This is a genomic window from Streptomyces sp. NPDC031497 (genome assembly GCF_055580905.1).
Genome location: NZ_JBVIKO010000008.1, coordinates 155,308 through 177,832, shown reverse-complemented (window position 1 = coordinate 177,832; position 22,525 = coordinate 155,308). Strand labels below are relative to the sequence as shown.

General features: G+C 71.5%; 24 protein-coding genes. 12 read left to right on the top strand and 12 right to left on the bottom strand.

The annotated features are described in order from the left end of the window. Positions 1–41: 41 nt before the first annotated feature. Positions 42–470, bottom strand: coding sequence for a MarR family winged helix-turn-helix transcriptional regulator (locus ACZ5K7_RS18795; protein WP_468914656.1), 429 nt, complete (start codon positions 468–470; stop codon positions 42–44). Between the two features lie 144 nt (positions 471–614). Here ACZ5K7_RS18795 and ACZ5K7_RS18790 point away from each other — a divergent pair, with 144 nt between their 5' ends. Together ACZ5K7_RS18790 and ACZ5K7_RS18785 are read left to right on the top strand one after the other, a co-directional pair. Then, entirely contained in the window at positions 615–2,072 is a 1,458-nt protein-coding gene (locus ACZ5K7_RS18790) for an aldehyde dehydrogenase family protein (RefSeq protein ID WP_468914655.1), read from the top strand. A 25-nt stretch (positions 2,073–2,097) separates the two neighbouring features. After that, entirely contained in the window at positions 2,098–3,204 is a 1,107-nt protein-coding gene (locus ACZ5K7_RS18785) for an NAD(P)-dependent alcohol dehydrogenase (protein WP_468914653.1), read from the top strand. A 33-nt stretch (positions 3,205–3,237) separates the two neighbouring features. Here the strand turns inward: ACZ5K7_RS18785 and ACZ5K7_RS18780 are convergent, their stop codons facing one another. Continuing rightward, complete coding sequence (locus ACZ5K7_RS18780) at positions 3,238–4,188, bottom strand: NADP-dependent oxidoreductase (RefSeq protein WP_468914652.1); 951 nt, start codon at positions 4,186–4,188, stop codon at positions 3,238–3,240. Positions 4,189–4,342: 154 nt separating this feature from the next. Here ACZ5K7_RS18780 and ACZ5K7_RS18775 point away from each other — a divergent pair, with 154 nt between their 5' ends. Further along, complete coding sequence (locus tag ACZ5K7_RS18775; RefSeq protein ID WP_468914651.1) at positions 4,343–5,188, top strand: hypothetical protein; 846 nt, start codon at positions 4,343–4,345, stop codon at positions 5,186–5,188. 4 nt (positions 5,189–5,192) lie between these two features. On the opposite strand, the gene ACZ5K7_RS18770 is transcribed toward ACZ5K7_RS18775, so the two are convergent. Both ACZ5K7_RS18770 and ACZ5K7_RS18765 read right to left on the bottom strand, forming a co-directional pair. Continuing rightward, a complete protein-coding gene (locus ACZ5K7_RS18770) occupies positions 5,193–5,756 on the bottom strand; it encodes a TetR/AcrR family transcriptional regulator (protein WP_351697105.1) in 564 nt (187 codons plus the stop codon). A gap of 8 nt (positions 5,757–5,764) precedes the next feature. Beyond that, positions 5,765–6,127, bottom strand: a complete 363-nt coding sequence (locus ACZ5K7_RS18765) for a DUF1304 domain-containing protein (protein WP_351697102.1) — start codon at positions 6,125–6,127, stop codon at positions 5,765–5,767. 349 nt (positions 6,128–6,476) lie between these two features. Between ACZ5K7_RS18765 and ACZ5K7_RS18760 the strand changes: the two genes are divergently transcribed. The 5 genes from ACZ5K7_RS18760 to ACZ5K7_RS18740 are packed head-to-tail and all read left to right on the top strand — an operon-like array spanning position 6,477 to position 10,908. Continuing rightward, the gene (locus ACZ5K7_RS18760) at positions 6,477–8,294 is read left to right on the top strand and encodes a sensor histidine kinase (RefSeq protein ID WP_468914648.1); all 1,818 of its coding nucleotides are present in this window, start codon (positions 6,477–6,479) and stop codon (positions 8,292–8,294) included. 5 nt (positions 8,295–8,299) lie between these two features. Beyond that, positions 8,300–8,710: a roadblock/LC7 domain-containing protein gene (locus tag ACZ5K7_RS18755; protein WP_046733906.1), complete on the top strand. Its 411-nt coding sequence runs from the start codon at positions 8,300–8,302 to the stop codon at positions 8,708–8,710. Then, on the top strand, positions 8,707–9,078 hold the full coding sequence (locus tag ACZ5K7_RS18750; RefSeq protein ID WP_234537899.1) for a DUF742 domain-containing protein: 372 nt from the start codon (positions 8,707–8,709) through the stop codon (positions 9,076–9,078). The genes ACZ5K7_RS18755 and ACZ5K7_RS18750 overlap by 4 nt, the downstream gene beginning before the upstream one ends. Beyond that, positions 9,059–9,664 carry a GTP-binding protein gene (locus ACZ5K7_RS18745; protein WP_351697096.1) on the top strand — a complete coding sequence of 202 codons (606 nt, stop codon included), beginning with the start codon at positions 9,059–9,061 and terminating at the stop codon, positions 9,662–9,664. Before ACZ5K7_RS18750 ends, ACZ5K7_RS18745 begins: the two co-directional genes overlap by 20 nt. Continuing rightward, positions 9,661–10,908 carry a cytochrome P450 gene (locus ACZ5K7_RS18740; protein WP_351697093.1) on the top strand — a complete coding sequence of 416 codons (1,248 nt, stop codon included), beginning with the start codon at positions 9,661–9,663 and terminating at the stop codon, positions 10,906–10,908. The genes ACZ5K7_RS18745 and ACZ5K7_RS18740 overlap by 4 nt, the downstream gene beginning before the upstream one ends. A gap of 126 nt (positions 10,909–11,034) precedes the next feature. On the opposite strand, the gene ACZ5K7_RS18735 is transcribed toward ACZ5K7_RS18740, so the two are convergent. The 4 genes from ACZ5K7_RS18735 to ACZ5K7_RS18720 form a co-directional block, all read right to left on the bottom strand. Next, positions 11,035–12,768: a hypothetical protein gene (locus ACZ5K7_RS18735; protein ID WP_468914645.1), complete on the bottom strand. Its 1,734-nt coding sequence runs from the start codon at positions 12,766–12,768 to the stop codon at positions 11,035–11,037. Between the two features lie 404 nt (positions 12,769–13,172). Further along, complete coding sequence (locus ACZ5K7_RS18730) at positions 13,173–13,346, bottom strand: hypothetical protein (RefSeq protein ID WP_351697087.1); 174 nt, start codon at positions 13,344–13,346, stop codon at positions 13,173–13,175. A 178-nt stretch (positions 13,347–13,524) separates the two neighbouring features. Continuing rightward, positions 13,525–15,159 (bottom strand): amidohydrolase, encoded by a 1,635-nt coding sequence (locus tag ACZ5K7_RS18725; protein ID WP_468914643.1) that lies wholly within the window; start codon positions 15,157–15,159, stop codon positions 13,525–13,527. 12 nt (positions 15,160–15,171) lie between these two features. After that, a complete protein-coding gene (locus ACZ5K7_RS18720; protein WP_468914642.1) occupies positions 15,172–16,665 on the bottom strand; it encodes an APC family permease in 1,494 nt (497 codons plus the stop codon). A gap of 125 nt (positions 16,666–16,790) precedes the next feature. Here ACZ5K7_RS18720 and ACZ5K7_RS18715 point away from each other — a divergent pair, with 125 nt between their 5' ends. Both ACZ5K7_RS18715 and ACZ5K7_RS18710 read left to right on the top strand, forming a co-directional pair. Next, positions 16,791–17,516: a TetR/AcrR family transcriptional regulator gene (locus ACZ5K7_RS18715; RefSeq protein ID WP_468914641.1), complete on the top strand. Its 726-nt coding sequence runs from the start codon at positions 16,791–16,793 to the stop codon at positions 17,514–17,516. Between the two features lie 79 nt (positions 17,517–17,595). Then, positions 17,596–17,988 carry a VOC family protein gene (locus ACZ5K7_RS18710; RefSeq protein ID WP_468914639.1) on the top strand — a complete coding sequence of 131 codons (393 nt, stop codon included), beginning with the start codon at positions 17,596–17,598 and terminating at the stop codon, positions 17,986–17,988. A gap of 6 nt (positions 17,989–17,994) precedes the next feature. Here the strand turns inward: ACZ5K7_RS18710 and ACZ5K7_RS18705 are convergent, their stop codons facing one another. Both ACZ5K7_RS18705 and ACZ5K7_RS18700 read right to left on the bottom strand, forming a co-directional pair. Further along, the gene (locus ACZ5K7_RS18705; RefSeq protein ID WP_351697073.1) at positions 17,995–18,300 is read right to left on the bottom strand and encodes a DUF4235 domain-containing protein; all 306 of its coding nucleotides are present in this window, start codon (positions 18,298–18,300) and stop codon (positions 17,995–17,997) included. A 20-nt stretch (positions 18,301–18,320) separates the two neighbouring features. Next, a complete protein-coding gene (locus tag ACZ5K7_RS18700; RefSeq protein ID WP_468914637.1) occupies positions 18,321–19,337 on the bottom strand; it encodes a glutathione S-transferase family protein in 1,017 nt (338 codons plus the stop codon). A 273-nt stretch (positions 19,338–19,610) separates the two neighbouring features. Between ACZ5K7_RS18700 and ACZ5K7_RS18695 the strand changes: the two genes are divergently transcribed. After that, on the top strand, positions 19,611–20,528 hold the full coding sequence (locus ACZ5K7_RS18695) for a cation diffusion facilitator family transporter (RefSeq protein WP_468914937.1): 918 nt from the start codon (positions 19,611–19,613) through the stop codon (positions 20,526–20,528). Between the two features lie 95 nt (positions 20,529–20,623). On the opposite strand, the gene ACZ5K7_RS18690 is transcribed toward ACZ5K7_RS18695, so the two are convergent. Next, complete coding sequence (locus tag ACZ5K7_RS18690) at positions 20,624–21,073, bottom strand: nitroreductase family deazaflavin-dependent oxidoreductase (protein ID WP_351697068.1); 450 nt, start codon at positions 21,071–21,073, stop codon at positions 20,624–20,626. Between the two features lie 178 nt (positions 21,074–21,251). Here ACZ5K7_RS18690 and ACZ5K7_RS18685 point away from each other — a divergent pair, with 178 nt between their 5' ends. Then, positions 21,252–21,671 (top strand): nuclear transport factor 2 family protein, encoded by a 420-nt coding sequence (locus ACZ5K7_RS18685; protein ID WP_468914636.1) that lies wholly within the window; start codon positions 21,252–21,254, stop codon positions 21,669–21,671. A 15-nt stretch (positions 21,672–21,686) separates the two neighbouring features. On the opposite strand, the gene ACZ5K7_RS18680 is transcribed toward ACZ5K7_RS18685, so the two are convergent. Next, on the bottom strand, positions 21,687–22,319 hold the full coding sequence (locus ACZ5K7_RS18680; RefSeq protein ID WP_351697062.1) for a LysE family transporter: 633 nt from the start codon (positions 22,317–22,319) through the stop codon (positions 21,687–21,689). Positions 22,320–22,525: the final 206 nt, after the last annotated feature.

Sequence of the window (22,525 nt, the reverse complement as noted above, 5' to 3'; positions counted from 1 at the left end):
GCGACAGTCGGGAAATGGGCACGTCGGAGCGTTGCCGCTCGCTACGAAAGCGCGTGCCAGGTCTTGCCCAGCGCCTGGCGGAACTGCTCCTCCTGGATCCCGGTGAGCTCGCGGACCATCCGCTCCTCCAGCTCCCGCACCGGCCCGGCGACCCCGGCGAGCAGCTCGCGCCCGGCGTCCGTGAGGAGGATCAGCAGCTCGCGCCGGTTGCGCGGATTGCGCTCCCGCCGGATCAGCCCACGGCTCTCCAGCGACCGTACGAGGTCGGCCATCGACTGGGCGGTGACGAACGAGTCGCGCGCCAACTGGGCGGCCGAGAGCCCGTCATGGCGCTCCAGGACGGTCAGGGCCGTGTACTGCAGCGCGGTGATCCCGGCGGGCCTGACCAGCTCGTCGAGGTGTGAGCGCACCGCGAGCTCCAGCTGCTTGACCATGTACAGCAGCGAGGGGCGTGTCTGTGTACCGACCATGCGTGCACCCTAGACCATTGACAGGAATCCTGTCTGTAATCAGACTGCGGACCAGATGCTGAACCAACAGGAATCCTGTTTGTTGAAATCTTGGCGATCAAGACGGTCGACGCGGGCCGCGCCATCGACGCTGGGGAGTGGGCAATGACGACCACCTTCGAGACCGGACCGGGGCAGCTGTTCATCGGCGGACGGTGGCGGGAAGCCGCCGACGGCGCCCGCACGGAGGTGAACGACCCGGCCACCGGCCAGGTGATCACCACCGTCGCGGAGGCGGGCGCCGATGACGTCGACGCCGCCGTGCGCGCCGCCCGGGAGGCCTTCGACGCGGGGGAGTGGTCGGGGCTCAGTGGTCGGGAGCGCGGCCGGGTGCTGCACCGGATCGCCGAGCTGATCCGGGAGAACGCCGAGGACATCGCCGCCCTGGAGAGCCTGGACGTCGGCAAGCCGATCACGCTGGCCGGGGCCGTCGACGTCACCAACGCGGCCAACGACTACGAGCACTTCGCGGCCCTCGCCCACTCCCTGGACGGCGCCGTCCGCGACACCCCGTTGCACGCCCTCGCCTACACCCGGCGCGAGGCGATCGGCGTCGTCGCCGCCATCACCCCGTTCAACTTCCCCCTCATCCTGGCCGGTTCGAAGATCGGCCCGGCCCTCGCGGCCGGCAACACGGTCGTCCACAAGCCGGCCGACGAGACCCCGCTCAGCGCCCTCTACATGGCCCGGCTGTTCCGGCAGGCGGGCGTCCCCGACGGCGTCGTCAACGTCGTCACCGGCGCCGGACCGGTCGCGGGCGAGGCCCTGCTGCGCCACCCGGGCGTCGACAAGGTCGCCTTCACCGGTTCCACGGCCATCGGCCGGCACGTGGCGAGCACGGCCGGGGCGGCGCTCAAGCCGGTCACCATGGAACTCGGCGGCAACGCGGCCCACCTGGTCTTCGAGGACGCCGACCTGGAGAAGGCCGTCGGCGCGGTCATCAAGGCCTTCGTCTTCAACACCGGCCAGTTCTGCATGGGCGGCCCCCGGCTCCTGGTCGCCCGCCCGGTCTACGCCACCCTGCTCGGCATCCTCGCCGAGGCCGTCCCCGGCGTCCCGGTCGGCGACCCGCGCGACCCGGCCACCGTGGTGGGCCCGATGGCGGCCGAGAAGCACCTGCGCAAGGTCGAGGAGTACGTCGAACTCGCCCGCAAGGAGGGCGGCCGCATCGTCTGCGGTGGTGAACGCCTCGACCTGAACGGCGGCTTCTACTACAAGCCGACCGTCATAGCCGACCTGCCGAACGACTCCCGGGTGATCCAGGACGAGATCTTCGGCCCCGTCCTCACCGTGCAGCCCTTCGACTCCGAGGACGAGGCCGTCGCCCTCGCCAACTCCACGCCGTACGGCCTGGCTTCGGGCATCCAGACCGGCAACCTCACCCGCGCCCACCGGGTCGCCGCCCGCCTCCGGGCCGGGATCGTCTGGATCAACGACTGGGCGATGCTCGACCCCGCCGTCCCCTTCGGCGGTGTCAAGGCCTCCGGCTTCGGCCGCGAGTACGGCCCCGAGTCCCTCGCCGCCTACACCCAGGTCAAGTCCGTCGTCGTCTCGCTCGACTGAGCCCCGCCCACCAGGAGTCCCTACGATGCCCATCACCACCCGAGCCGCCGTGGTCGAGTCCGGCGGTGCGCCCTTCACCCTCAGCGACGTCGAACTCGACGAGCCGGGGCCGTACGAGGCGGTCGTCCGTATGGTGGCCACCGGCCTGTGTCACACCGACCTCAGCGTGGCGAGCGGCGCCCTTCCGTTCCCGCTGCCCGGGGTCCTGGGCCACGAGGGCGCCGGGGTCGTCGAGGCAGTCGGCTCCGCCGTCACCGCCGTGGCCCCCGGCGACCATGTCGTGCTGTCCTTCACCTCCTGCGGCAACTGCCGCAACTGCCACGGCGGCCACCCCGCCTACTGCGCCACCTGGCTGCCGCTGAACCTGCTCGGCGGTCGCCGTGCCGACGGCACCGGCACCCTCGTCCGCGACGGCGAGCCGCTCGGCGGCCACTTCTTCGGCCAGTCCTCCTTCGCCGAACGGGCGCTGGTGGACGAGCGCAGCCTGGTCAAGGTCGACCCCGAGGTCCCGCTGGAGACGATCGCCCCGCTCGGCTGCGGGGTGCAGACCGGGGCCGGCGCCGTGTGGAACGTACTGGAGCCGGCCACCGGCAGCACGATCGTCGTCCTCGGCGCCGGCGCGGTGGGGCTGTCGGCGGTCATGGCGGCCGCGCTCACCCCGGCCACCACGGTCATAGCCGTCGACCGGATCGCCGAACGCCTCGAACTGGCACGGGAGGTGGGCGCCACCCACACCGTCGACGCGACCCGGGAGAGCGTGCCGGAAGCCGTCCGGCGCCTCTCCGGGGGCCACGGCGCCGACGGCATCGTGGAGACGACCGGCAGCGTCGCCGTGCTCCGCCAGGGCGTCGACGCGCTGGCCGCCCGGGGCACCCTGGTCGTCGTCGGCGCCCCGCCCTTCGGCACCGAAGTCCCGCTGGACGTCAACGGGTTGCTGGCGGGCAAGCGGATCGTCGGCCTGACCCTCGGCGACAGCGAGACCCAGGCCTTCATCCCGGCCCTGGTCCGGCTGGTCAGGGAAGGGCGCCTCCCGCTGCACCGGCTGATCAGCACCTACCCGTTCGCCGAGATCGACCGGGCGGTGCGGGACATGAGCACGGGCAAGGCGATCAAGCCCGTGCTCACCTTCTGACCTCCGGGACCTCCGCCTCTGCGGCTCCTGGGGTCAGTCCACCACCAGGACCAGCTTTCCCGTGGTCCGGCCGGTGCCGCCCAGCTCATGCGCCTTGGCGGCATCGGCCAGCGGGAAAGTCCCCGCGACGGTGGCGCGCAGCTTCCCCGCTGTCACCAGGTCGGAGACCGCCCGCATCCCGGCCCGGTCGGCGTCCACCAGCATCCGCACCGCCCGCACCCCGAGCCGCTCGGCCTCCTCGTACAGCTCCGCGGAGCCCACCGGCAGGATCGACACCAGGATTCCGCCCGGCCGCAGCACCCGCAGCGAATCGACGGAGGTGTCACCACCGATCGTGTCGAGTACGACGTCGACGTCCCGTACCGCCTGCGTGACATCCACGGACCGGTAGTCCACCGGCTCGTCCACGCCGATCTCGCGCAGGAAGTCGTGCTTGGCGGCGCTCGCCGTGCCGATCACGTAGGCGCCGTGCGCCTTGGCGATCTGCACCGCCACATGCCCGACCCCGCCGGCCGCCGCGTGCACCAGCACCCGCTGCCCCGGCCGGACGTCGGCGTTCTCCACCAGCGCCTGCCAGGCCGTCAGGGACACCAGCGGCAGTGCGCCCGCCTGGACGTGGTCGACCCCGGCCGGCTTCGGCACCAGCGCGCGGGCGGGGACGATCGCGTACTCGGCGTGCGTGCCGTGGCCGTACGGGTAGGACACCATGCCGAAGACCTCGTCGCCGGGCTTGAAGGCGGCGACACCGATTCCGGTCTCCTCGACCGTGCCGGAGACGTCCCAGCCGAGGACGAAGGGCGGCTTGCCCAGAAAGCCACCGGTCTCCCGGTGCTTCCAGTCGGTCGGGTTGAGCCCGGCGGCCCGCACCCGGACCAGTACCTCGTTGGCGCGCGGCTGCGGCCGTGCCACCTCGATCACCTTGAGTACCTCGGGGCCGCCGAGGACGTCCTGACTGACCACACGCATCGTGTTCACATTGCTCATGGTCACCCAGCCTGCCGGGATGCGCCCGCTCGGGAAATGGCAGGATGGCCAACCTTCGATGGAATCGTGCCAGTGCTCGCTCCCGGCGAGCGTGAACGTTCCGACCCGCTCCGCCGTCCAAGGACGGCAACGGTGACGAGCAGCGGGGGCGGGCATGCGCAGAGGGCTGGCGGCGACGGTACTGGTGGCGGCCGCGGCGGTGGGCTGCGACGGCGCGGGCGGGCCGGCCCTCGTGGTCGAGGGGACGCCGCCTGCGACGCCGTACCGCGGGCCGCTGGACATCCCCACGAAGGAGGTCGACGAGAGCACCCCGCAGGCCATGCGCACCGCCTCCGGCGCGGCCGGCCGCGCGCTGGAGTGCGACGGGGAGATCTACTGGGGGACCGGGCCCGACGGCTGGAGCGAGGGCGACGGCGGCGACTCGCCCGAGGCGGGTCTGCGGCTCTTCTTCGACATGTTCGAACCGGAGGTGCCGCGCAGCGGCTACCGTGTGGAGCGCCGGGAAGCGGACCGGGTGCTCTACTCCTACGACGTCGGCGGGCGCACGAAAGTGGCCGTCGTCGTCGCCAAGGACCAGAAGGGCAGGCCCGGCTGGGGGCCGGAGACCAACGCCACCTGCGATCCCTCCGAGCTCCCGGCGAGCGTGACGTCGGGACCGGGATGGCCCGAGATCTGGACCGACTCCGGCGGCCGCCGGGCACCGGTCTCGAAGATCACCAGCTCCTCCGGCCCCGAGCACTGCGGCTGGCAGTCGGCACACTTCCTGACGCTCGGCGGCACGACCTACGTCCGCGATCCGCACGGCGTTTTCACCGAGGGCTCCGAACTCGCCGGACGCTACGACGGGGACACCACGATGCCCGCCGACGCGCACGACACCGGGTACCGCCTCCGTGACTGGCGCCTGTGGCTGACGGACGACGGCGACACGGCGTACGTCCGCACCTCGCACGGCGTGGAGGCCTGGCCCAAGGAGCGGCGCGGCTTCGCCTGCGACTGACCGCTCAGCGGCTCATGTGCAGGGCGACCAGCAGTTGCCAGACCTGGTCGGCCACTTCCTCGGGGCCGGCGTCCAGCAGGCCGTGCAGCCAGTCCGCCAGGACCCCGGCGAAGGTGGCGGCCACCGCCGAGGCCACCAGAGGGGCGTCCGCCGCGCCGGCCAGTTCGCGCTCGGCCAGGCTGCGGGCCCGCAGGTCCCGGTGCAGCACCCGGCCCAGCGGGCCCCCGCCGCCCGGCGTGAGCAGCTCCCGGTACAGGGCCGTGTGCGGAACCAGCCCCGCGAAGAACTCCAGCAGCGCCGGCGGCGCGTGCACCGGATCGGGCCGGCCCCGCCAGGCGTGCAGCGCGTCCACGGCGTCCCGTACGACGTCCGCGCAGGTGTCGACCGCCAGTGCCTCCAGGCCGTCGTAGTGGACGTAGAACGTGGCCCGGCCCACCCCGGCGCGGCGGACCAGCGCGGCCACCCCCACCTCCGCCAGCGGCCGCTCCGCGCACTCCGCCAGCAGGGCCGCCCGCAGCCGCGCCCGGGTGCGGGCGGCACGCGGGTCCTCGGCCGCGGGGCGGGGCACCGGGCCGGTCACCGGGCGGCGAGGACGGCGGCCAGGGCGAGGGCGCCGGGCAGCGCCTGCGCGAACAGGATCCGCCGGTTGGCGGTGACCGCGCCGTACACACCCGCGACCACCACGCACGACAGGAAGAACACCTGGGCCCGGAAACCCGTCGGGTCGGCCGCCACCAGCCCCCATACCAGGCCGGCCGCCAGGAAACCGTTGTACAGACCCTGGTTGGCGGCCAACGGCGCCGTCCGCCGGGCCAGCTCCGCGTCGAAGCCGTGGAAGCGCATGCCCGGCCCCTTCCGCCACAGGAACATCTCCAGCACCAGGATGTACACGTGCAGCGCGGCTATCAGGCCGACCAGCACGTTCGCCAGGATTTCCATGATCGACGGACCCTCCCACTCACTTGGACAGGTGTCCACTATAGCTGGACAGGTGTCCAGGAGGGGATCCGGCCGCCCAGGACTCGGCCTAGGGGGAACATGTCGGCAAGTCGCAGCCAGGGATGGGTATTTGTTGATTTGCTACCAACTGGCGGAGCGTGACGGAACCCTCACTTCGTCTGCTCGCCGAGGTTGATCCTTTCGGGTTCAAACCCGATAAGCTCCCTTCCGTCACGGCGAGTTGACGCACCCCGCAGTGGGTCCGTCCCGCCGTGTGCACTCATGAGTGCGGCCTTCGCGCACTGCCCCTGTTCACTGCTGTTCGATTGTGTTGCTTTTAAGGATGCAGATGGAACTCGCCACTCCGCCGCCGGCGGCGCGGGCCCCTGTCGCCTGGTACAGCTGGTGGCTGATGCCGCTGGCCTTAGGGGGAGGGACTGTCGCCGCCACGTTCATGAGCTCCGAGCGAATAACCGCGGCCGTCGCAGGTGCCGCGGCCACCGTGGCGAGCACCGTGTGCGTGCGGCTGCTGATCCGCTCGCAGCGCCAACTGCGCAGCGCCGAGGGATCGTTCCGCACCTCGCAGGCCGAGCACTCCCAGCACTGGCAGCAGCATGTCTCGGGCCTGGAGCGCAAGTTCTCCGCCGAGCGCGCCACGCTGGAGGGCCGGCTCAACGAGCAGTCGGCCGCGTTCGACGCTCAGCTCGGTGAGCAGACCTCCGCCTTCGAGGCCCGCCTCGCCGACCGGACCGCCCACTACGACGCCCAACTGGCCGAGCAGGCAAGGGCGTACGAGGAGCGGCTCGCCGACCAGCTGAAGTCCTCCGAGGCACAGCTCGCCGACCAGGCCGAGGTCTGGCAGGAGCAGCTCACGCACCAGCGGGCCGCGATCTCCCGGCTCGCCGACGAGCAGCTGCCCGACGCGCTGAAGCGGCTGCGCGAGGGCGATGCCATCGACGACCTGCTGCCCGTCACCGAGCAGTGCGCCAAGGTCGACAAGGACGTCCGGGCCGACCTGCGCCGCATCCTGCGCACCTCGCTGATCGGTGTGGAGGAGGAGTTCAACCGCTCCACCTCCGCCGAGCAGGCCGTGATCAGCATCGGCAACCGCATCCACGTCCTGACCAGCAAGCTGCGCGGCCGACTGCACGAGATGCAGGGCGAGCACGGCCGGCTCCCCGCCGTGGCCCGCGGTCTCATGGAGCTCGACCAGGAGCTCGGCCCCGCCGACTCGCTCGCCGGCAGCATCGGCGTGCTGGGCGGCTCGGACCGCCCCGGCCGCCAGTGGCAGGAGCCGCAGCGCCTGCTCAGCGTGGTGCGCGGCGGCATCGGCCGGATCAAGGACTTCCACCGCGTCGAGGTCCGGCACCTGCCCGAACTCGGCGTCGACGGCGGTCTCGTGGACCACCTCACACTGATCTTCGCCCACCTGCTGGACAACGCGGCCCGCTACTCGCCGCCCACCGAGCCGGTCGTCGTCTCGGGCAAGGAGGTACCGAACGGCGTCGGCATCGAGATCCAGGACTCCGGCAAGGGCCTGAGCGAGGAGAAGAAGCGCGAGGCCGAGCACTCCCTGGCGGGCACCGAGGCCGGACCCGGTATCGGGGGCATCTCCGAGGACGCCAACATCGGCCTGCGGGTCGTCGGCATCCTCGCCCGCCGCTACGGGATCCGGGTCACCTTCGCGGACTCGCCCTGGCTCGGCACCTCGGTGGTCGTCGTGGTCCCGCACAAGTTCTTCAGCCCGCTGCCCGCGGCCCCCGCCGCTCCGGCCCCCGTGACGGCCGCCCCCGCCGCCGCGTCCCCGGTGCAGGCGCACGGCGCGGTCGCCGTCGAAACCGTCACTCAGCCGGAGTCCGGTGAGGCCCCGGACACCACCCCGGGCGGACTGCCCCGGCGGCGCAGCCGGCGCCGCGAGGAGGAGCAGCCCGAGGAGCGCACCGCCCGCAGAGAGGGCGCCGCGTTCCCCGCGGTCCCGCCCGAGGAGTCCTTCGCGGGCCTGGCCGCCTTCGCCACCGCGGGCCGCGCGCCCGTGGCCGACGAAGCCGCGGACAGCGAGGCCGAGTTGACCGGAGACGTAGACGACGCGGCACCCGCGACCCCGGCCGGCGCCGATGACGCCGCCGGACGCGAGTCCGCCGAGCACCGCACTGAAGAGAGCGACTAGTCCACATGACGCAACAGGGAACCGACGTGAGCTGGGCGCTCCGTGATCTGGTGGAGAGTATCCCGGAGATCCGTTTCGCCCTCGTGGCCTCCAGTGACGGCAAGGCCATCACCTCCTTTGGCGCCGAGGACCCCGACGACGTGGACCGCTTCGCGGCCGTGGTGGCGGGGCTGCAGGCCCTGGCCCAGCCGGTCGCCGAGCAGTTCCCCAAGTACGCGGGGCAGCTGCGGCTGGCGATGATCGAGGTCGACGGCGGTCACCTCTTCGTCGTACGGGCCGGTGTGGAGACGTATCTCGGGGTCCTCGCCCGCGAAGGACTCGACCAAGGGCTGCTCGGGCACCAGATGAGGGACCTGTCGCGGCGGATGGGCGAGTTGCTCGGCACCTCTCCGCGTCTGGAGGAGCACTCTGGATGAGTGCTCCCCGTCGGCCAACAGACCCGTCCGGTCTAGAGCGTTATTACGTCCTCACCGGGGGGCGCAGCGGACCGGGCGGGTCGGCGTCGAGCCTCGACGTGGCGACCCTCGTCGTCTCCCGCACCGCCCCGGTCCCGGGGATGCAGCACGAGTACGAGGAGATAGTCCGGCGTTGCCGCGATCCGCTGTCGGTGGCCGAACTCACCGCCCATCTCGGATTGCCCTTCAACATTCTCGCGGTGCTGTTGGCGGATCTGCTGGACGCAGGCCGTATTGAAGCCCGTGATCCCATTCCGGCGCACCACGCCGGACGCGGGCCCGACCTCGCGCTCCTCCAGGAGGTACTCAGTGGACTTGAAAGGCTTTGACCATCCCGGCGACCCCGGTGCCGGGGGGACCCGCTCGGTCAAGGTGATGATCGCCGGGGGGTTCGGCACCGGGAAGACCACCATGGTCCGCTCCGTCAGTGACATCAAGCCGCTCACCACCGAGGAGACCCTGACCCAGGCGACCGTCGGCGTCGACAACCTCATCGGCGTCGCGGACAAGGCCGAGACCACGGTCAGCCTCGACTTCGGCAAGATCAGCCTCAACGAGGGCCTGATGCTGTACCTGTTCGGCACCCCCGGACAGGAACGGTTCTGGTTCCTGTGGAACGGCCTGTTCAAGGGCGCGCTCGGGGCGATCGTCCTGGTGGACACGCGCCGGCTGGCCTCCAGCTTCCGGGCGATCGAGGAGATGGAGCGGCAGAACGTGCCCTTCGTCATCGCCCTGAACGTCTTCCCGGACTGCAAGGAGCACCCCATCGAGGAGATCCGGGACGCCCTCGACATCTCCCCGCACACCCCGATCGTGGCCTGTGACGCCCGCGACCGGGCCTCCAGCCGTGACGTGCTGATCGCCCTGATACGTCATTTGAAGGAACGCTCCGCCGTCGCACTGGAGCCCCGATGAACGATCAGAGCCTCGACAGCCCCGACGCCCCCCGCGGCTGCCCGGTGGCGCACGGTTCGCCAGAGCTGGCCCGGCTGTACGGGCCTGAGGCGGCGACCGACCCGCACGGCATCTACGAGCGGCTGCGCAAGGAGCACGGCTCCGTCGCGCCGGTGCTGCTGGAGGGCGACATCAACGCCTGGCTGGTGCTGGGCTACCGGGACAGCCGGCGGGTGCTCGACAATCCCAGCCAGTTCCCCCGGGACGCGCGGACCTGGCGGGACTGGCAGGAAGGACGGATCGCGGAGACCTCGGCGCTGATTCCGATGCTCGGCTGGCGTCCTGACTGCGTGTCCCAGGACGGCGAGCCGCACCGCAGGCTGCGCGGCGCCGTCAACGACGTGCTGCAGGCCGCTGTCGGCCGAGGTATCCGGCGCCACGCCACACACTTCGCCAACAAGCTGATCGACGGGTTCGCGGACAACGGCCGCGCCGATCTGGTGGCGGACTACGCCGACTATCTGCCGATGCTCGTGATGTCCCGCGTTCTGGGGCTTGCCGAGGCGGAGGGGCGCCGGCTGGTCGAGTCCTGCGCCCAGGTGCTCAAGGGCGGCGAGGACGCCGTGCTGCACGACGGCAGGATCAGGGAGATCTTCGGTGCACTCGTCGAGCGCCGGCGGTCCGAACCCGGCTCCGACCTCACCACCGACCTGCTGGCGCATCACGCGGCTCTCGACCACGACGAGGTCGTCCACCACCTGCGCGTGGTGCTGATCGCCGCGGCCGTCACGACCAACCTGCTGGCCCGGGTGCTGCGGCTGGTCCTGACCGACGCCTCCCGGCTCTCCGGGCTGATCAGCGGTCAGCTGAACATCTCGGCGGTGGTGGAGGAGGCCATGTGGAACTCTCCGCCGCTGACCGTCCTGCCGGGGCGCTTCGCCGCCAGCGACGTCGAACTGGGCGGGCACCTCATCGAGGCGGGCGACCTGCTCGTTCTCGGTCTCGCCCCGGGCAACCTCGACCCCGAGGTCCGGCCCGACCCGGGCGTCTCGGTGGAGGGCAACCACGCACACCTCGCGTTCGGCGCGGGCCCTCACGAGTGCCCCGGGCAGAGCATCGGGCAGTCCATGATCGAGATCGCGGTGGACGTCCTGCTGCACCGGCTGCCGGGCCTGCGGCTGGCCGTGCCGGCGGACGAGCTCACCTCGACCGCCTCCACCTGGGAGTCCCGGCTGGACAGGCTGCCGGTCGAGTTCCCGGTGTGAGCACGCTGCTGCCCGGCCGGAAACCCGGCCGGGCAGCAGCGTTGTCTCACACGGCCGGCCGGTCGTCCGTCGAACTCCGGCCGGCCTCACCGCCATCCACCGGGATTCCGGAACAGGATCGGTGCGTCAGCCGTCGAGCCAGTCGCCCGTGACGCCCGTGGGACGGTATCCCGTGGCGTTCCAGATGAAATGCGGGTGGGCGCAGCCGAACATGTAGGCGATCAGCGCGGTGTCCTCCCTCCCGGTCTGAGGGTCGTACATGGTGTAGAAGTACTCGGATCCGACTGCGCCGGCGTCTTGTTGGACCTGACGAGCACGGTCCGGGGACGGTGCGGCCATGGATGCCTCCACGGCGGCGATGTAGGTGCGGCGCAGGACCTCCCATGTCCTGTCGGTGTGGCCGTGCCAGGGGCCGTGCAGAGCTTCGAAGGCGTGGAGTTCGGCGTCGAAGAGGGGCCATGTCCGGGGGTACTGGGCTCGGCAGCGTGCGGACAGCTCGGCGGCCTGGGTGCTCAGTGCCGGTGCGGTGGGCCGCGGGCTGATGGTGAGGGTGGTGCCGTGGGTGAGGATGCCGGCACACGCGTTGGGCTGCAGGTCGCAGAGCGGGCACTCCTCGGCCGGGGGGAGGCCCTGGGTGATGCCGTCGAACCACAGGGCATGGCGGCCCGTGAGTCCCATCCAGACGATGGTGCTGGGCATCAGCCAGGTGTTCCACATCGAGGAGTGCGCTTCGGGCGTGCAGCCGTACTTGATGAGGGCGATGGTGCAGGCGGCGTAGAGGGCCTTGGTGTGGGTGGGTATGTCGGCGAGCCAGAAGTTGCTGATCTCGCCGGTCAGGGCGTCGACCCGTACGTCGGCCATGTCGTCGATGACGCGGCACAGCAGCAGGGAGGCGAGGTGTTCTTCCTGCCAGAGTTCGGTGTCGGGTGAGACGTGCCAGAACAGGCAGTCCAGCATCTGCAGGGCTGAGTAGGAGCTCTGGTCGAGCGGGTTGGTCTGGGGGAGCGTGACGCTGCCCGCGTGGTGCTGCTGGAGCCAGTACTCGTCGGCGGATCGCTTGTGGGCCGCGTAGAGTCCGCAGACCAGGGCCCGCGCGCTGTTGGTGCTGAAACTCTCGGCCAGGCGGCCTTCGACGAGTTGGGTGACGCGTGTGGTGTCGATGGTCTCGATCACGCGTTTGTACTCGTGGAAGACGAGGATGTCGTCCTCGAAGCGGTGGCGGAGGCCGAGGTCTCGTTCGAGGTCGTTCATCTGCCGGACCACGGACCATCCACCGGTCAGGACGCTGTCGAACTCCTCGCGGTACGGCCAGGTCTTGACCGTGAGGGGACGACCGGCGCTCTGCCGCCAACCGTAGTCACCCAGCGCGCGTGCGGGGGGCGTGGGCAGCCGGCGGCACAGCGGGCAGGTGCAGGCGGTTGCCGGCTCCTCCTCGCGCGGCGGGGCGAGTGCCCGGGTCCGCCAGGCCCCCTCCAGCATCGCGCAGGTCAGCCGGCAGACCTCTATGTCGGTGCTGACCTGGGGGAAGGCCGCTTCGATCATGCGCAGGCTGGTGTCGAGTCGTTTCAGCCTGGCGTAGCCCTCCTCGTCGGGCGGGAGGAACGCGCGTGGCGCCAGTTGGAGGGCTCCCTCCACATGCAGCGTGGTGTCGGCGTGGTGGGGGGATCCGAGTGCGTCCAGCCGCTGCTGAGCGGCGTCCTGGGTCCTTCGGTGCTGCTCCGTGCTCCCCTTGATGCGTTTCACGAAGAGGCCGGCCAGGGTGCTCCCCGCCTCCGCGGGCTGGAACCGGGCGCTTGGCTGCGCCGGGATCAGGCTGTCGGCGGACGCCTTCTGAACAGCACCTACGCCTTGAGATGTCACACCGGTCTCCTTCAACTGGGGTTGCTGGCAACGGAATCGACCGACCGTGGTCGTCGGCCGGTCGTGTCCGGGAATCTTCTGTTTCTTCCGCGACGGCTTCGCCGGACAGCCGGACTCACGCGACCGGCTCCGGCTCGGGCTCCTGCTGCGAACGACCGCGAGGGGCACGACTGCTGCGTTGACGGCCCAGGAAGTGGAGCGGGTCGCCTGCCTGCCCTTCGAGGACGGGCCGCTCCGTGCCCGCCCGGGTTCTCCAACGCGGCGAGCCGCCCGGCCATGGCGGATTCACCCTCGACACCGCGGGCCTTCCATGAGCGGCCCGCCCCTGTCGAAGCGCTCTTGCTACAGGACGAGCACCTGCATCGCCGCTTCAGCTGTGTCGACCAGGAAGCGCTCGCGGCCCATCAGGGGGCACCCGCGGCCTGCGGCAGGTCCCACGACGTGTACTCCTCGAACCCGGCTCTGCCGTTCACCGGGTCCATGTCCCGGATCCGGCACGGACGTTGGGCGCGCGCGAACTCCGGATGCTCACTGACGGGGGTCTCGAAGGGCAGGTCGAAGGTGACGTCCTGAGGCATGTGTTTCCTTTCGGGCGACAGTGCGCAGAGTCCCCCCGTCCCTGCGAACGGGTGGCCTGTCGGCCACCCGTGCACTCGAACTGGCCTTCGTGGCTCGAAAGTTGAGCCGTGAGGCGCTACGAGGCTGCCCAGAGCGTAAATGATCTACGCGTGACCTGACCGTGACGTGTGTTACTGCTCACGCCTCCTGAGCTGAGTACACTCGCGCGCCCCCCACGTAGGTGTGCGCGACGCGTGTGTCCGCGATGCGCTCGGGGTCCCCGGCGAACGGATCGCGGTCCAGGACCACCAGATCCGCGAGCGCCCCGACCGCCACCCGCCCGGTGTCGTCGAGGTGGTTCACGTAGGCCGATCCGGCCGTGTACGCCGTGATCGCCGCGCCGAGCCCCAGCCGTTCGTCGGGCAGGAACACCGGCGCGTCGCCGCCCGGTTCGACCCGGTTCACCGCGACATGGATGCCCTGGAGCGGGTCGGGGCTGCTCACCGGCCAGTCGCTGCCGGCCGCGAGCCGCGCCCCGGAGCGCAGCAGCGCCCCGAACGGGTACTGCTGTCCGGCCCGTTCGGGCCCCAGGAAGGGGATGGTCAGCTCGTCCATCTGCGGCTCGTGCGCGGCCCACAGCGCCTGGATGTTGGCGGTGGCGCCGAGCCGGGCGAAACGCGGTACGTCGGCGGGGTGCACGACCTGGAGATGCGCCAGGTGGGGCCGCGTGTCGCTGGGGCCGTTGGCGGCCCGCGCCGCCTCGACGGCGTCCAGCGCGTCCCGTACGGCCCGGTCGCCCAGCGCGTGGAAGTGGCACTGGAAGCCGAGCGCGTCCAACTCCGTGACATACCTGGGCAGATGTGCCGGGTCGATGAAGCTCTTGCCCCGGTTGGCCGTGGCACAGCCGCACTTGTCGAGGTACGGGTCGAGGAGCGCGGCCGTGCCGTTCTCGGCGACCCCGTCCAGCATCAGCTTCACCGTGCCCGCCCGGAACCTGCCATGGCTCGACACGGCCCGCCTCTCGACGAGTTCCGGGATCTGCTCGGCGCCGCGTTCCCGGTCCCACCACAGCGCGCCCACCACCCGCGCGGTCAGCGAACCGTCCCGGGCCGCCGCCAGGTACGCCTGCGACGGGTCGTCCATGCCGAGGAAGTCCCCGACCAGCGCGTCCTGCCAGGCCGTGATGCCCAGCGTGTGCAGATACCGCTGGGCGTGCAGCAGCGCCGCGAGCCGGTCCGCCGGGGTGGCCGGCGGCGCGAGCCGGCCGACGAGTTGCATCGCCCCCTCCTGGAGCGTGCCGCTCGGCACGCCGGACGCGTCGCGTTCGATCCGCCCGTCGGCCGGGTCGGGCGTGTCGCGGTCGATGCCGGCCAGTTCCAGGGCCCGGCTGTTGACCCAGGCCCCGTGATGGTCCCGGTTGGGCAGATACACCGGCCGGTCCGGTACGACGGAGTCCAGCAGCTCCCGCGTCGGCGTACCGCCCTCGAACGCCTCCATGGACCAGCCGCCGCCCAGGATCCACTCCCGTTCCGGATGCGCCTCGGCATAGGCGCGTACGGCGGCCACGGACTCCGCGGCGGTCCGCAGTCCTGTCAGGTCGCACTGGCTCAGCTCGAGCCCGGCCGGCACCGGATGGACGTGCGCGTCCTGGAAACCGGGCAGCAGCAGCCGTCCGGCGAGGTCGACCACCTCGGTGTGCGGCCCGGCCAGCTCCCGCAGCTCCTCCGCGGAGCCGACGGCGGTGATGCGCTCACCGGTGACCGTGACGGCGGCGGCCGTCGGGCCCTCGGGGGTGAGGACGGGGCCACCGGTGAAGAGCAGATCTGCGTGCATCGTTCCTGTTCCTTAGTTGGGGGTCGTGAGCAGCTGGGGTGCGTCGGCGTCCGTGCCCTCTCCGGTGCGGAAGTACGGCGAGCGGCGCACGTACTTCGCCCATCCGGCCGCGACGAACCCGGACGCGATCATCACCAGCGGGGTGGTCAGCAGGAACCAGCCGTTGGCCGCGCTGACCTCGAAGTGGTCGGCCGAGGTGTAGAAGGACCAGCCGAGGTAGCCGCCCAGCCCGAGCAGCGCGCAGGCGCTGAGCGCCGGGAGCACCACCGCCCGGACGCCCTGCCGCCGGTCCTCGCGCAGCAGCGCCCGGAAGCGCACGGCGGCGGCCAGCGCGGTGAGCGCGTACGACAGGGCGACGACGATGCCGACCGCGTTCACCGTCGCCATGATCATGTCGGCCAGCCTCGGGATCACCAGGGCGAGCGCGGCGACCGCCGTGGCCAGCGCCCCGATCAGCAGCGTCCCGGCCGCCGGGGTGCCGTACCGGGGACTGACCCGGGCCCACACCGGCCCGAGGGTACGGTCCCGGCTCATCGCGAACATGCCCCGCGCGGTCGGGATCACCCCCGCCTGGAGCGAGGCCATCGCCGAGAACATGAGCGCCACCAGGGGAAGCGCGGCCCACGGCTGGGCGGCGAGCCGGTCGCCGAAGAACGCCAGTCCCTCGGCCCCGTGCCCGGCCAGCTCCGGCTCCGACAGCACGCGTTGGAAGGCCACCGAGCCCAGCAGGAACAGCCCCAGCATGGTCACCAGCGTGATCAGCCCGGCCCGGGAGGCGTCCCGGGGGTCGCGGACCTCCTCATTGACACTGAACGCGGCCTCGAAACCCCAGTAGCAGAACACCGAGAGCAGCATGCCCTGCGCGAGCGCCGTCGCGGACGGGATCGCGAACGGGTCGAACCAGCTCAGGCTGAAGGGGTGCGGGCCGGTGACGATGCCGTAGCCGCAGAACCCGAGCAGCACCACGTACTCGAAGACGAGCAGCCCGGTCTGGAGCCGGGCGGCGGTGCGGATGCCGGTCACCGCGGTGAGGGTGACGGCGACCAGGACGACGATGCCGACGGCGGTGGTCTGCGCCGTCGAACCCGGGTCCAGGGCGAGCCCGCCGACGTGGTGCACCCCGGCCTCGCCCGCCAGTTGCAGCATCGCCGACCCGGTGACCGCTGTGGTGTACGCGAGAAAGGCGACCGTCGCCACGATGTTCACCCAGCCGACCAGGAAGCCGAGCCAGGGATTGAGCGAACGGCCCACCCAGACATAGCCGTTGCCCGCGTTCGGCTCCACCCGGTTCAGCCGGGAGTAGGCGCCCGCGATGCCGAGCACCGGCAGGAACGCCAGCAGCATGATGGCCGGCAGATGCAGCCCGACCACCCCGGCCGTCACCCCCAGACCGATGCCGATGCTGGTGGTCGCGGCCGTACTGGAGGCGGCGACCGCGACGCCGTCGAGGACGCCGAGGGACCTGCGCAACTCAGGGGGGTCGACTGGGTAGGGCTTGTCGGTCATGGCCAGCGCTCCGCTCGCACCTGGGGGCCGGACCTGGTCGGCCCGGTGACCGCACATGAAACTGCCGGTGCGCTTCACAGGTCAACGGTGTTGTCATAAGGTGCGCCACCAGGAAGGGAGGCACGATGAGCGAACGAGTCGTCCCGGCCGCCGACCGGCGGCGCAGACGCCCCACCAGACAGGGCGTGGTCCTCTCCGAGGAGCTGATCGTCGAGACCGCGCTGCGGCTGATCGAGGAGCACGGCGCCGAGGCCCTCTCGGTGCGCCGCCTCGGCCGCGCCCTGGGCGCCGACCCCAGCTCCCTCTACCGCTACTTCCGGCACACCGACGACCTGATGCTGGCCGTCGCCGACGAGCTGATCGGCCGCACCCTGCGCGTCTGGCGGCCCACCGGCGACTGGCGCGCCGACCTGCGCGACCTGGGCCTGCGCATGCACGCGGGCGCCCTCGCCCATCCCCGGGCGGCGGTGCTCAGCGCCCACCGGGTGACCGGGCGGACGTACGAGATCCAGGCCGTCGAGACCATCCTCGGGGTGCTGCGGAGCGCCGGTTTCCCGGACCCGGAGGCGGTCCGCGTCTATCACGCCTTCGTCGACCAGGCCCTCGCCTACAGCGCCCTCGACTCCGCCAACACCGCCCTGCCCAGGCCCGCCCGCGACGCCGAGGCGGACGTGTGGCAGGCGACCTACGCCCGGCTGCCCGCCGCCACCCACCCGAACATCGCGGCCACCGCACGCCACCTCGTGGCCTCGATGCGGGGCAGCTCCTACCCGGCCGCCCTCGACCTGCTGCTCACGGCGGCCGAGGCCCGCCTCGCGCGGATCCGCGCCGCCGAGGACGTACGGCCCTGACGCGAGCGGGAAGCGGCCGGCCCGACTGAATCCGGTGAGGGGGGACAGACGGACGGCAAGAACCTTCCTGGGAGGAAGCATGGCACTGGTGACCGCGGCCGTCGTGATGCTCGACTGCGCCGAACCCGAGAAACTCGCCTATTTCTACCGACAGTTGCTGGAGGGCGAGGAGAGCGAGGTATCCGCCGACCTCGTCGAGGTGCGCGCCGCCGACGGCGGCCGGATCGCCTTCAGGCGTGACGTCAACGCCACCCCGCCCAGCTGGCCGCGCCCCGAGAACTCGCTCCAGGCCCATCTCGTCTTCCTCGTCGAGGACCTGGACGAGACCGAGCGCCGGGTGATCGGGCTCGGCGGCCGGGCGATCGAGGCACGGGATGTGGCCGGGCCCTTCGAGGAACGTGGGTACGCGGACCCGGCCGGACACTCCTTCACCCTTCGCCTGGCGCCGCCCGTGGCCCCCAAGCTGGGCTGAGACCGCTCAGTCCCGGCCGCCCTTGCGGGTCGCCGGCCATGTCCCGGTGGAGCGCTCGATGGCGGTGGCCCCGGTGCGGTCCACGGCACTGCGCACCACCGCGAAGACGGCGCCCTGGAGGGCCGCGGCCAGCAGCACCTCGCCCCAGCCGCGGTCCCGGTCCAGGGCGTCCGGCGCGTCCTCCTCGCCACGCAGGGCCATCCAGGTCCGGCGGAAGGCCAGCGCGCCCAACGCCCCGCCGGCCCAGCTCAGCAGAAAGCCGAGCGGTGCGTAGACGAGAGGGAGCTTCTGTTTCTTCCTGCGCTTGGCCATGCCTGCCTCCGCGTTGTTTTTCAGGGTCGCCCCGCGACCGGGACCTTCTCGGCCGCCGGCACCGGGCCGGGCGGTGTCCCGTCCCCGAAGGGCCGGCCGCCCAGCTGCTCCCGGTGATGGGGCGTCAGCCACCCGGCGAGATCCGGGCCGAGGGGAACGATACGGGTGGGGTTGATGCCGGTGTGCACCTGGTAGTAGTGCCGCTTGATGTGGTCGAAGTCGACGGTGTCACCGAATCCCGGCGTCTGGTAGAGGTCCCTGACGTACGCCCACAGCACCGGGTTCTCCGTCAGCTTCCAACGGTTGCACTTGAAGTGGCCGTGGTAGACGGCATCGAACCGCACCAGCGTGGTGAACAGCCTGATGTCGGCCTCCGTGATCGTGTCCCCGACCAGATAGCGCTGCCCGGCCAGCCGCTCGGCGAGCAGGCCGAGCCGCCGGAACACCGCCGCGCACGCCTCCTCGTACACCGTCTGCTCGTGCGCGAACCCGGCCCGGTAGACACCGTTGTTGACGTCCTCGTACACCTCGGCCATCACCGTGTCGATCTCGTCCCGGTGCTCGGCCGGGTACAGGTCCGGCGCCCCGTCCCGGTGCAGTGCCGTCCACTCGGTGGCCAGGTCCAGGGTCAGCTGCCGGTAGTCGTTGGTGACCAGCCGCCCGCTCGGTACGTCCACGATCGCGGGCACGCTCACCCCGCCCGGGTAGCCGGTCTCCCGGCGGTCGTAGGCCTCGCTGAGGAACCGGATGCCGAGCACCGGGTCACGGCCGTCGGGGTCGAGGGTGAAACGCCAACTGCGGTCGTCCTGGATCGGGTCGGTGACGGCCAGCGACAGGGCGTCCTCCAGACCGAGCAGCCGCCGTGACACCAGCGCCCGGCTCGCCCACGGGCAGGCACGGCTGACCACCAGACGGTAACGCCCGGCCGCCACCGGCCAGCCGTCCCGCCCGTCCGCCGTGATCCGGTCCGCGAAGTGACTGGCGGACCGTGAGAACGCCTTGTGCCCGAGCGAGGTGTTGCCGCTGTCACTGCTCATGGTGCCTCCTTGCCGATACGCGCCCGATGGACCGTGTTCCCCGATGCTGCCCGATTCGCTCCTCCCTCACGGTGTGATCAGCCCGTGCCGGGGCAGTCGGCCGTCGTGAGTGGGACTTCGTCGCAAGAACAGTCGCAAGAACAGCCGAAACAACAGCCGAAACAACAGCTGGGAGAACAGCCGGAAGGGCGATCGGAAGCGAAGCCGGACGAGCAGCCGGAGGGGCAGCCGCAAGGGCATGCGAAGCGGTCGGACGCCGATCGCAGGACCCGGCTGACCGTGTTCGTGGCGCTCGCCGCCAATCTGGTGATCGCCGTGGCCAAGGCCGTCGGCGGTGTCGTCGCCGGCTCGCCCGCGCTGCTGTCCGAGGCCGCGCACTCCGTCGCCGACAGCCTCAACGAGGTGTTCCTGCTGGCCGCCCTGCGCCGCAGCCGCCGCCCGCCCGACGAACGGCATCCCTTCGGCTACGGCAAGGAGCGTTTCTTCTGGTCGCTGCTCGCGGCCGTCGGGATCTTCGTCATGGGCGGCTGCTTCTCCGTCTTCCAGGGCGTCGAGGCGCTGCGCAACGGCGCGGAGGAGAAGCTCAGCGGCTATGTGGCGGGTCTGATCGTGCTGGGTGTCGCCCTGCTCGCGGAGGGTGCCTCGCTGGTCCGGGCGCTGCACCAGGCCCGCCGGGAGGACCGGGGCCTTCGGGACCCGGCGCTGCGCACGGTCGTCGCCGAGGACGGCACAGCGGTGCTCGGGGTATTGCTCGCGATGACCGGCATGGTCCTGCACATGGTCACCGGGCAGGTCGCGTGGGAGGCCTCCGCCTCGCTGGCCATCGGCGTCCTGCTGGTGTTCGTGGCCTACCGGCTGGGCGCCGACGCCCGCGCCCAGCTGATCGGGGAGGCGGCCGACCCCGAGCTGAGCCGCACGATCCGGGAGCGGCTGGCGGAGGAGCCCGAGATCGACACCGTGGAAGCGCTGTTCACGATGAAGCTGGGCCTCGACTCGACCCTGGTCGCGGCCCGGGTCGACCTGATGCCAGGCCTGGACAGCGAAGAGGTCGAGGAGGTCCTGGTGCGCATCAAGCGGTCCTTGGACCAGGAGTTCGGCGAGACCGATCAGATCTTCCTGGACGTGACCGACCGCTCGGCGCGGGAGGCGACAGAAAGCCCCGCCGCGACGGGGGAACGCGGCGGGGCCTGACATTCGGCTGCCCGGCCAGATGCCGGTTCATGCCTCCGGGAAACAGATTTTTCTAAATTCCGACGTTCCCCGGCCGGAAAGGATTCCCGGAATCGTCAGTTCCCCTGTTGCGGTTCCAGCACGAACACCGGGATCTCCCGGCTGGTCTTCTTCTGGTAGTCGGCGTACGGGGGATAGGCGGCGACCGCCCGCTCCCACCACTCGGCCTTCTCCGCGCCGGTGATCTCCCGGGCGGTCATGTCCTGCTTGACCGCCCCGTCCTGGAGCTCGACATGCGGCTGCGACTTGATGTTGAAGTACCAGACGGGATGCTTGGGCGCACCGCCCTGCGAAGCGACCACGGCGTACTTCCCGTCGTGCTCCACCCGCATCAGCGGCGTCTTGCGGATCTTCCCGCTCTTCACCCCCAGGGTGGTCAGCAGGATGACGGGCATCCCGGTGTCCATCAGGGTGGTGCCCTTCGTCCCGCCGGAGCTCTCGTACAGCTCGACCTGCTCGCGCACCCAGGCTGTCGGGCTGGGCTCGTACTCGCCCTCAAGAGGCATGTGAGGTCCGTCCCCTCATCGCTTCCAAGACTGACGCCACGATTCAACACCGGGAGCGTCCCGGATCATCCACACGACACCGGCCCCTCCTTACCTCACGGGTAATCGCACGTACCGCACGCCGCGGGCACAGTCGTGCACACACCCCGTCCGGCCGACACCCGAGGCAGGTCACCCCATGTCCCACACCCACGCACTCGTCGAGGAGTTCCTCCGCCGGATCGGCGCCGGCGACCCCGAGCGGATCGCCGAGCTGTACGCCGAGGACGCCGACTGGCGGCTGAACTGGCCGCAGGACGAGCACGACCGCCCGGACACCCCGTGGATCACGCACCGCACCGGCCACGCCGGAGCCGCCGCGCACTACCGGGACCTCGCCGCGCACCATGTCCCCGACCGGGCGGACACCCGGATCGAACGGGTGCTCGTCGACGGGGACCACGCGGTGGTGCTCGGCGAGATCAGGCAGACGGCGAAGCCCACGGGACGCTCGTATCACGCCAGGTTCGCCCTGCACCTCACCGTCCGGGACGGTCTGGTCGTTCGGCACCACGTCTACGAGGACAGCCTCGCCGTCGCCCGTGCCTTCGCGCCCTGACCGCGGGCCGAGACCTCAGCCCGGCGACAGGACCATCCGGGCCGCCAGCCCCAGCATCACGCAGCTCGACAGCAACGCCGTGACCAGGCGTCCCCGGTGGCCGGTCAGGCCCCGGCCGAGCAGCGCGCCGCCGCCCGCCAGCAGCAGCTGCCAGCTCGCGGAGGCGGCGAAGGCCGCCAGGACGAAGACGCCCTGCTCCAGCGGCCGTACCGGCTCGGCGGAGCGCGTGCCGACCACCAGGGCCGCGAAGTAGATCACCGTCGTGGGGTTGAGCAGCGTGATCCCGAGCAGGCCGAGATACGCCCGTCCGGGACCGGGTACCGGCCGCTCGGCCCGGGTGGAAAGGCGCCGCTCCCGGTACTGGCGCAGCGCCACCGCCGCTCCGCGAACCGCGAGGCCCACCAGGACCAGGGCCGAGAGCAGGCGCAGCGGCCCGAGGACCGGCACCAGCGCGGTCGCCAGCGCGGCGCCGCCGACCGCGGCGAGCAGGGCGTAGAGGCCGTCGGCGCTCGCGACGCCGAGCGCGGCACAGGCGCCGGTCCGCAGTGACGTACGTGCCGTGAGGGACACTAGATATGTGCCGACCGCGCCGACCGGGACGGCGATCCCGTACCCGGCGAGCAGGCCGGCGACGAGCGCGGCCGTCACGGGCGTGCGGGCTCGGGCCTCCAGGGGCGCCTCGGCTGCTGCTGGACCCGTCCCCGACCGGCGGTCGCGAAGGTCAGCGGCACCACGGCGTCAGGAGTGTTCATGCGCAGATCCTGGGGTCCGCCTCGTCGCCCCGGCAAGCGAATTTCGGCGCGGAATCGTCCCCCGACCGCGTGGGGTTCGGCCAGATCGCCGGATTCACCGAT

Bases quoted from the DNA above. Each gene is read 5' to 3' on its own strand.
- ACZ5K7_RS18795 (WP_468914656.1), bottom strand. From the start codon at position 470: ATGGTCGGTACACAGACACGCCCCTCGCTGCTGTACATGGTCAAGCAG.
- ACZ5K7_RS18790 (WP_468914655.1), top strand. From the start codon at position 615: ATGACGACCACCTTCGAGACCGGACCGGGGCAGCTGTTCATCGGCGGA.
- ACZ5K7_RS18785 (WP_468914653.1), top strand. From the start codon at position 2,098: ATGCCCATCACCACCCGAGCCGCCGTGGTCGAGTCCGGCGGTGCGCCC.
- ACZ5K7_RS18780 (WP_468914652.1), bottom strand. From the start codon at position 4,188: ATGAGCAATGTGAACACGATGCGTGTGGTCAGTCAGGACGTCCTCGGC.
- ACZ5K7_RS18775 (WP_468914651.1), top strand. From the start codon at position 4,343: ATGCGCAGAGGGCTGGCGGCGACGGTACTGGTGGCGGCCGCGGCGGTG.
- ACZ5K7_RS18765 (WP_351697102.1), bottom strand. From the start codon at position 6,127: ATGGAAATCCTGGCGAACGTGCTGGTCGGCCTGATAGCCGCGCTGCAC.
- ACZ5K7_RS18760 (WP_468914648.1), top strand. From the start codon at position 6,477: ATGGAACTCGCCACTCCGCCGCCGGCGGCGCGGGCCCCTGTCGCCTGG.
- ACZ5K7_RS18755 (WP_046733906.1), top strand. From the start codon at position 8,300: ATGACGCAACAGGGAACCGACGTGAGCTGGGCGCTCCGTGATCTGGTG.
- ACZ5K7_RS18750 (WP_234537899.1), top strand. From the start codon at position 8,707: ATGAGTGCTCCCCGTCGGCCAACAGACCCGTCCGGTCTAGAGCGTTAT.
- ACZ5K7_RS18740 (WP_351697093.1), top strand. From the start codon at position 9,661: ATGAACGATCAGAGCCTCGACAGCCCCGACGCCCCCCGCGGCTGCCCG.
- ACZ5K7_RS18730 (WP_351697087.1), bottom strand. From the start codon at position 13,346: ATGCCTCAGGACGTCACCTTCGACCTGCCCTTCGAGACCCCCGTCAGT.
- ACZ5K7_RS18725 (WP_468914643.1), bottom strand. From the start codon at position 15,159: ATGCACGCAGATCTGCTCTTCACCGGTGGCCCCGTCCTCACCCCCGAG.
- ACZ5K7_RS18720 (WP_468914642.1), bottom strand. From the start codon at position 16,665: ATGACCGACAAGCCCTACCCAGTCGACCCCCCTGAGTTGCGCAGGTCC.
- ACZ5K7_RS18715 (WP_468914641.1), top strand. From the start codon at position 16,791: ATGAGCGAACGAGTCGTCCCGGCCGCCGACCGGCGGCGCAGACGCCCC.
- ACZ5K7_RS18710 (WP_468914639.1), top strand. From the start codon at position 17,596: ATGGCACTGGTGACCGCGGCCGTCGTGATGCTCGACTGCGCCGAACCC.
- ACZ5K7_RS18705 (WP_351697073.1), bottom strand. From the start codon at position 18,300: ATGGCCAAGCGCAGGAAGAAACAGAAGCTCCCTCTCGTCTACGCACCG.
- ACZ5K7_RS18700 (WP_468914637.1), bottom strand. From the start codon at position 19,337: ATGAGCAGTGACAGCGGCAACACCTCGCTCGGGCACAAGGCGTTCTCA.
- ACZ5K7_RS18690 (WP_351697068.1), bottom strand. From the start codon at position 21,073: ATGCCTCTTGAGGGCGAGTACGAGCCCAGCCCGACAGCCTGGGTGCGC.
- ACZ5K7_RS18685 (WP_468914636.1), top strand. From the start codon at position 21,252: ATGTCCCACACCCACGCACTCGTCGAGGAGTTCCTCCGCCGGATCGGC.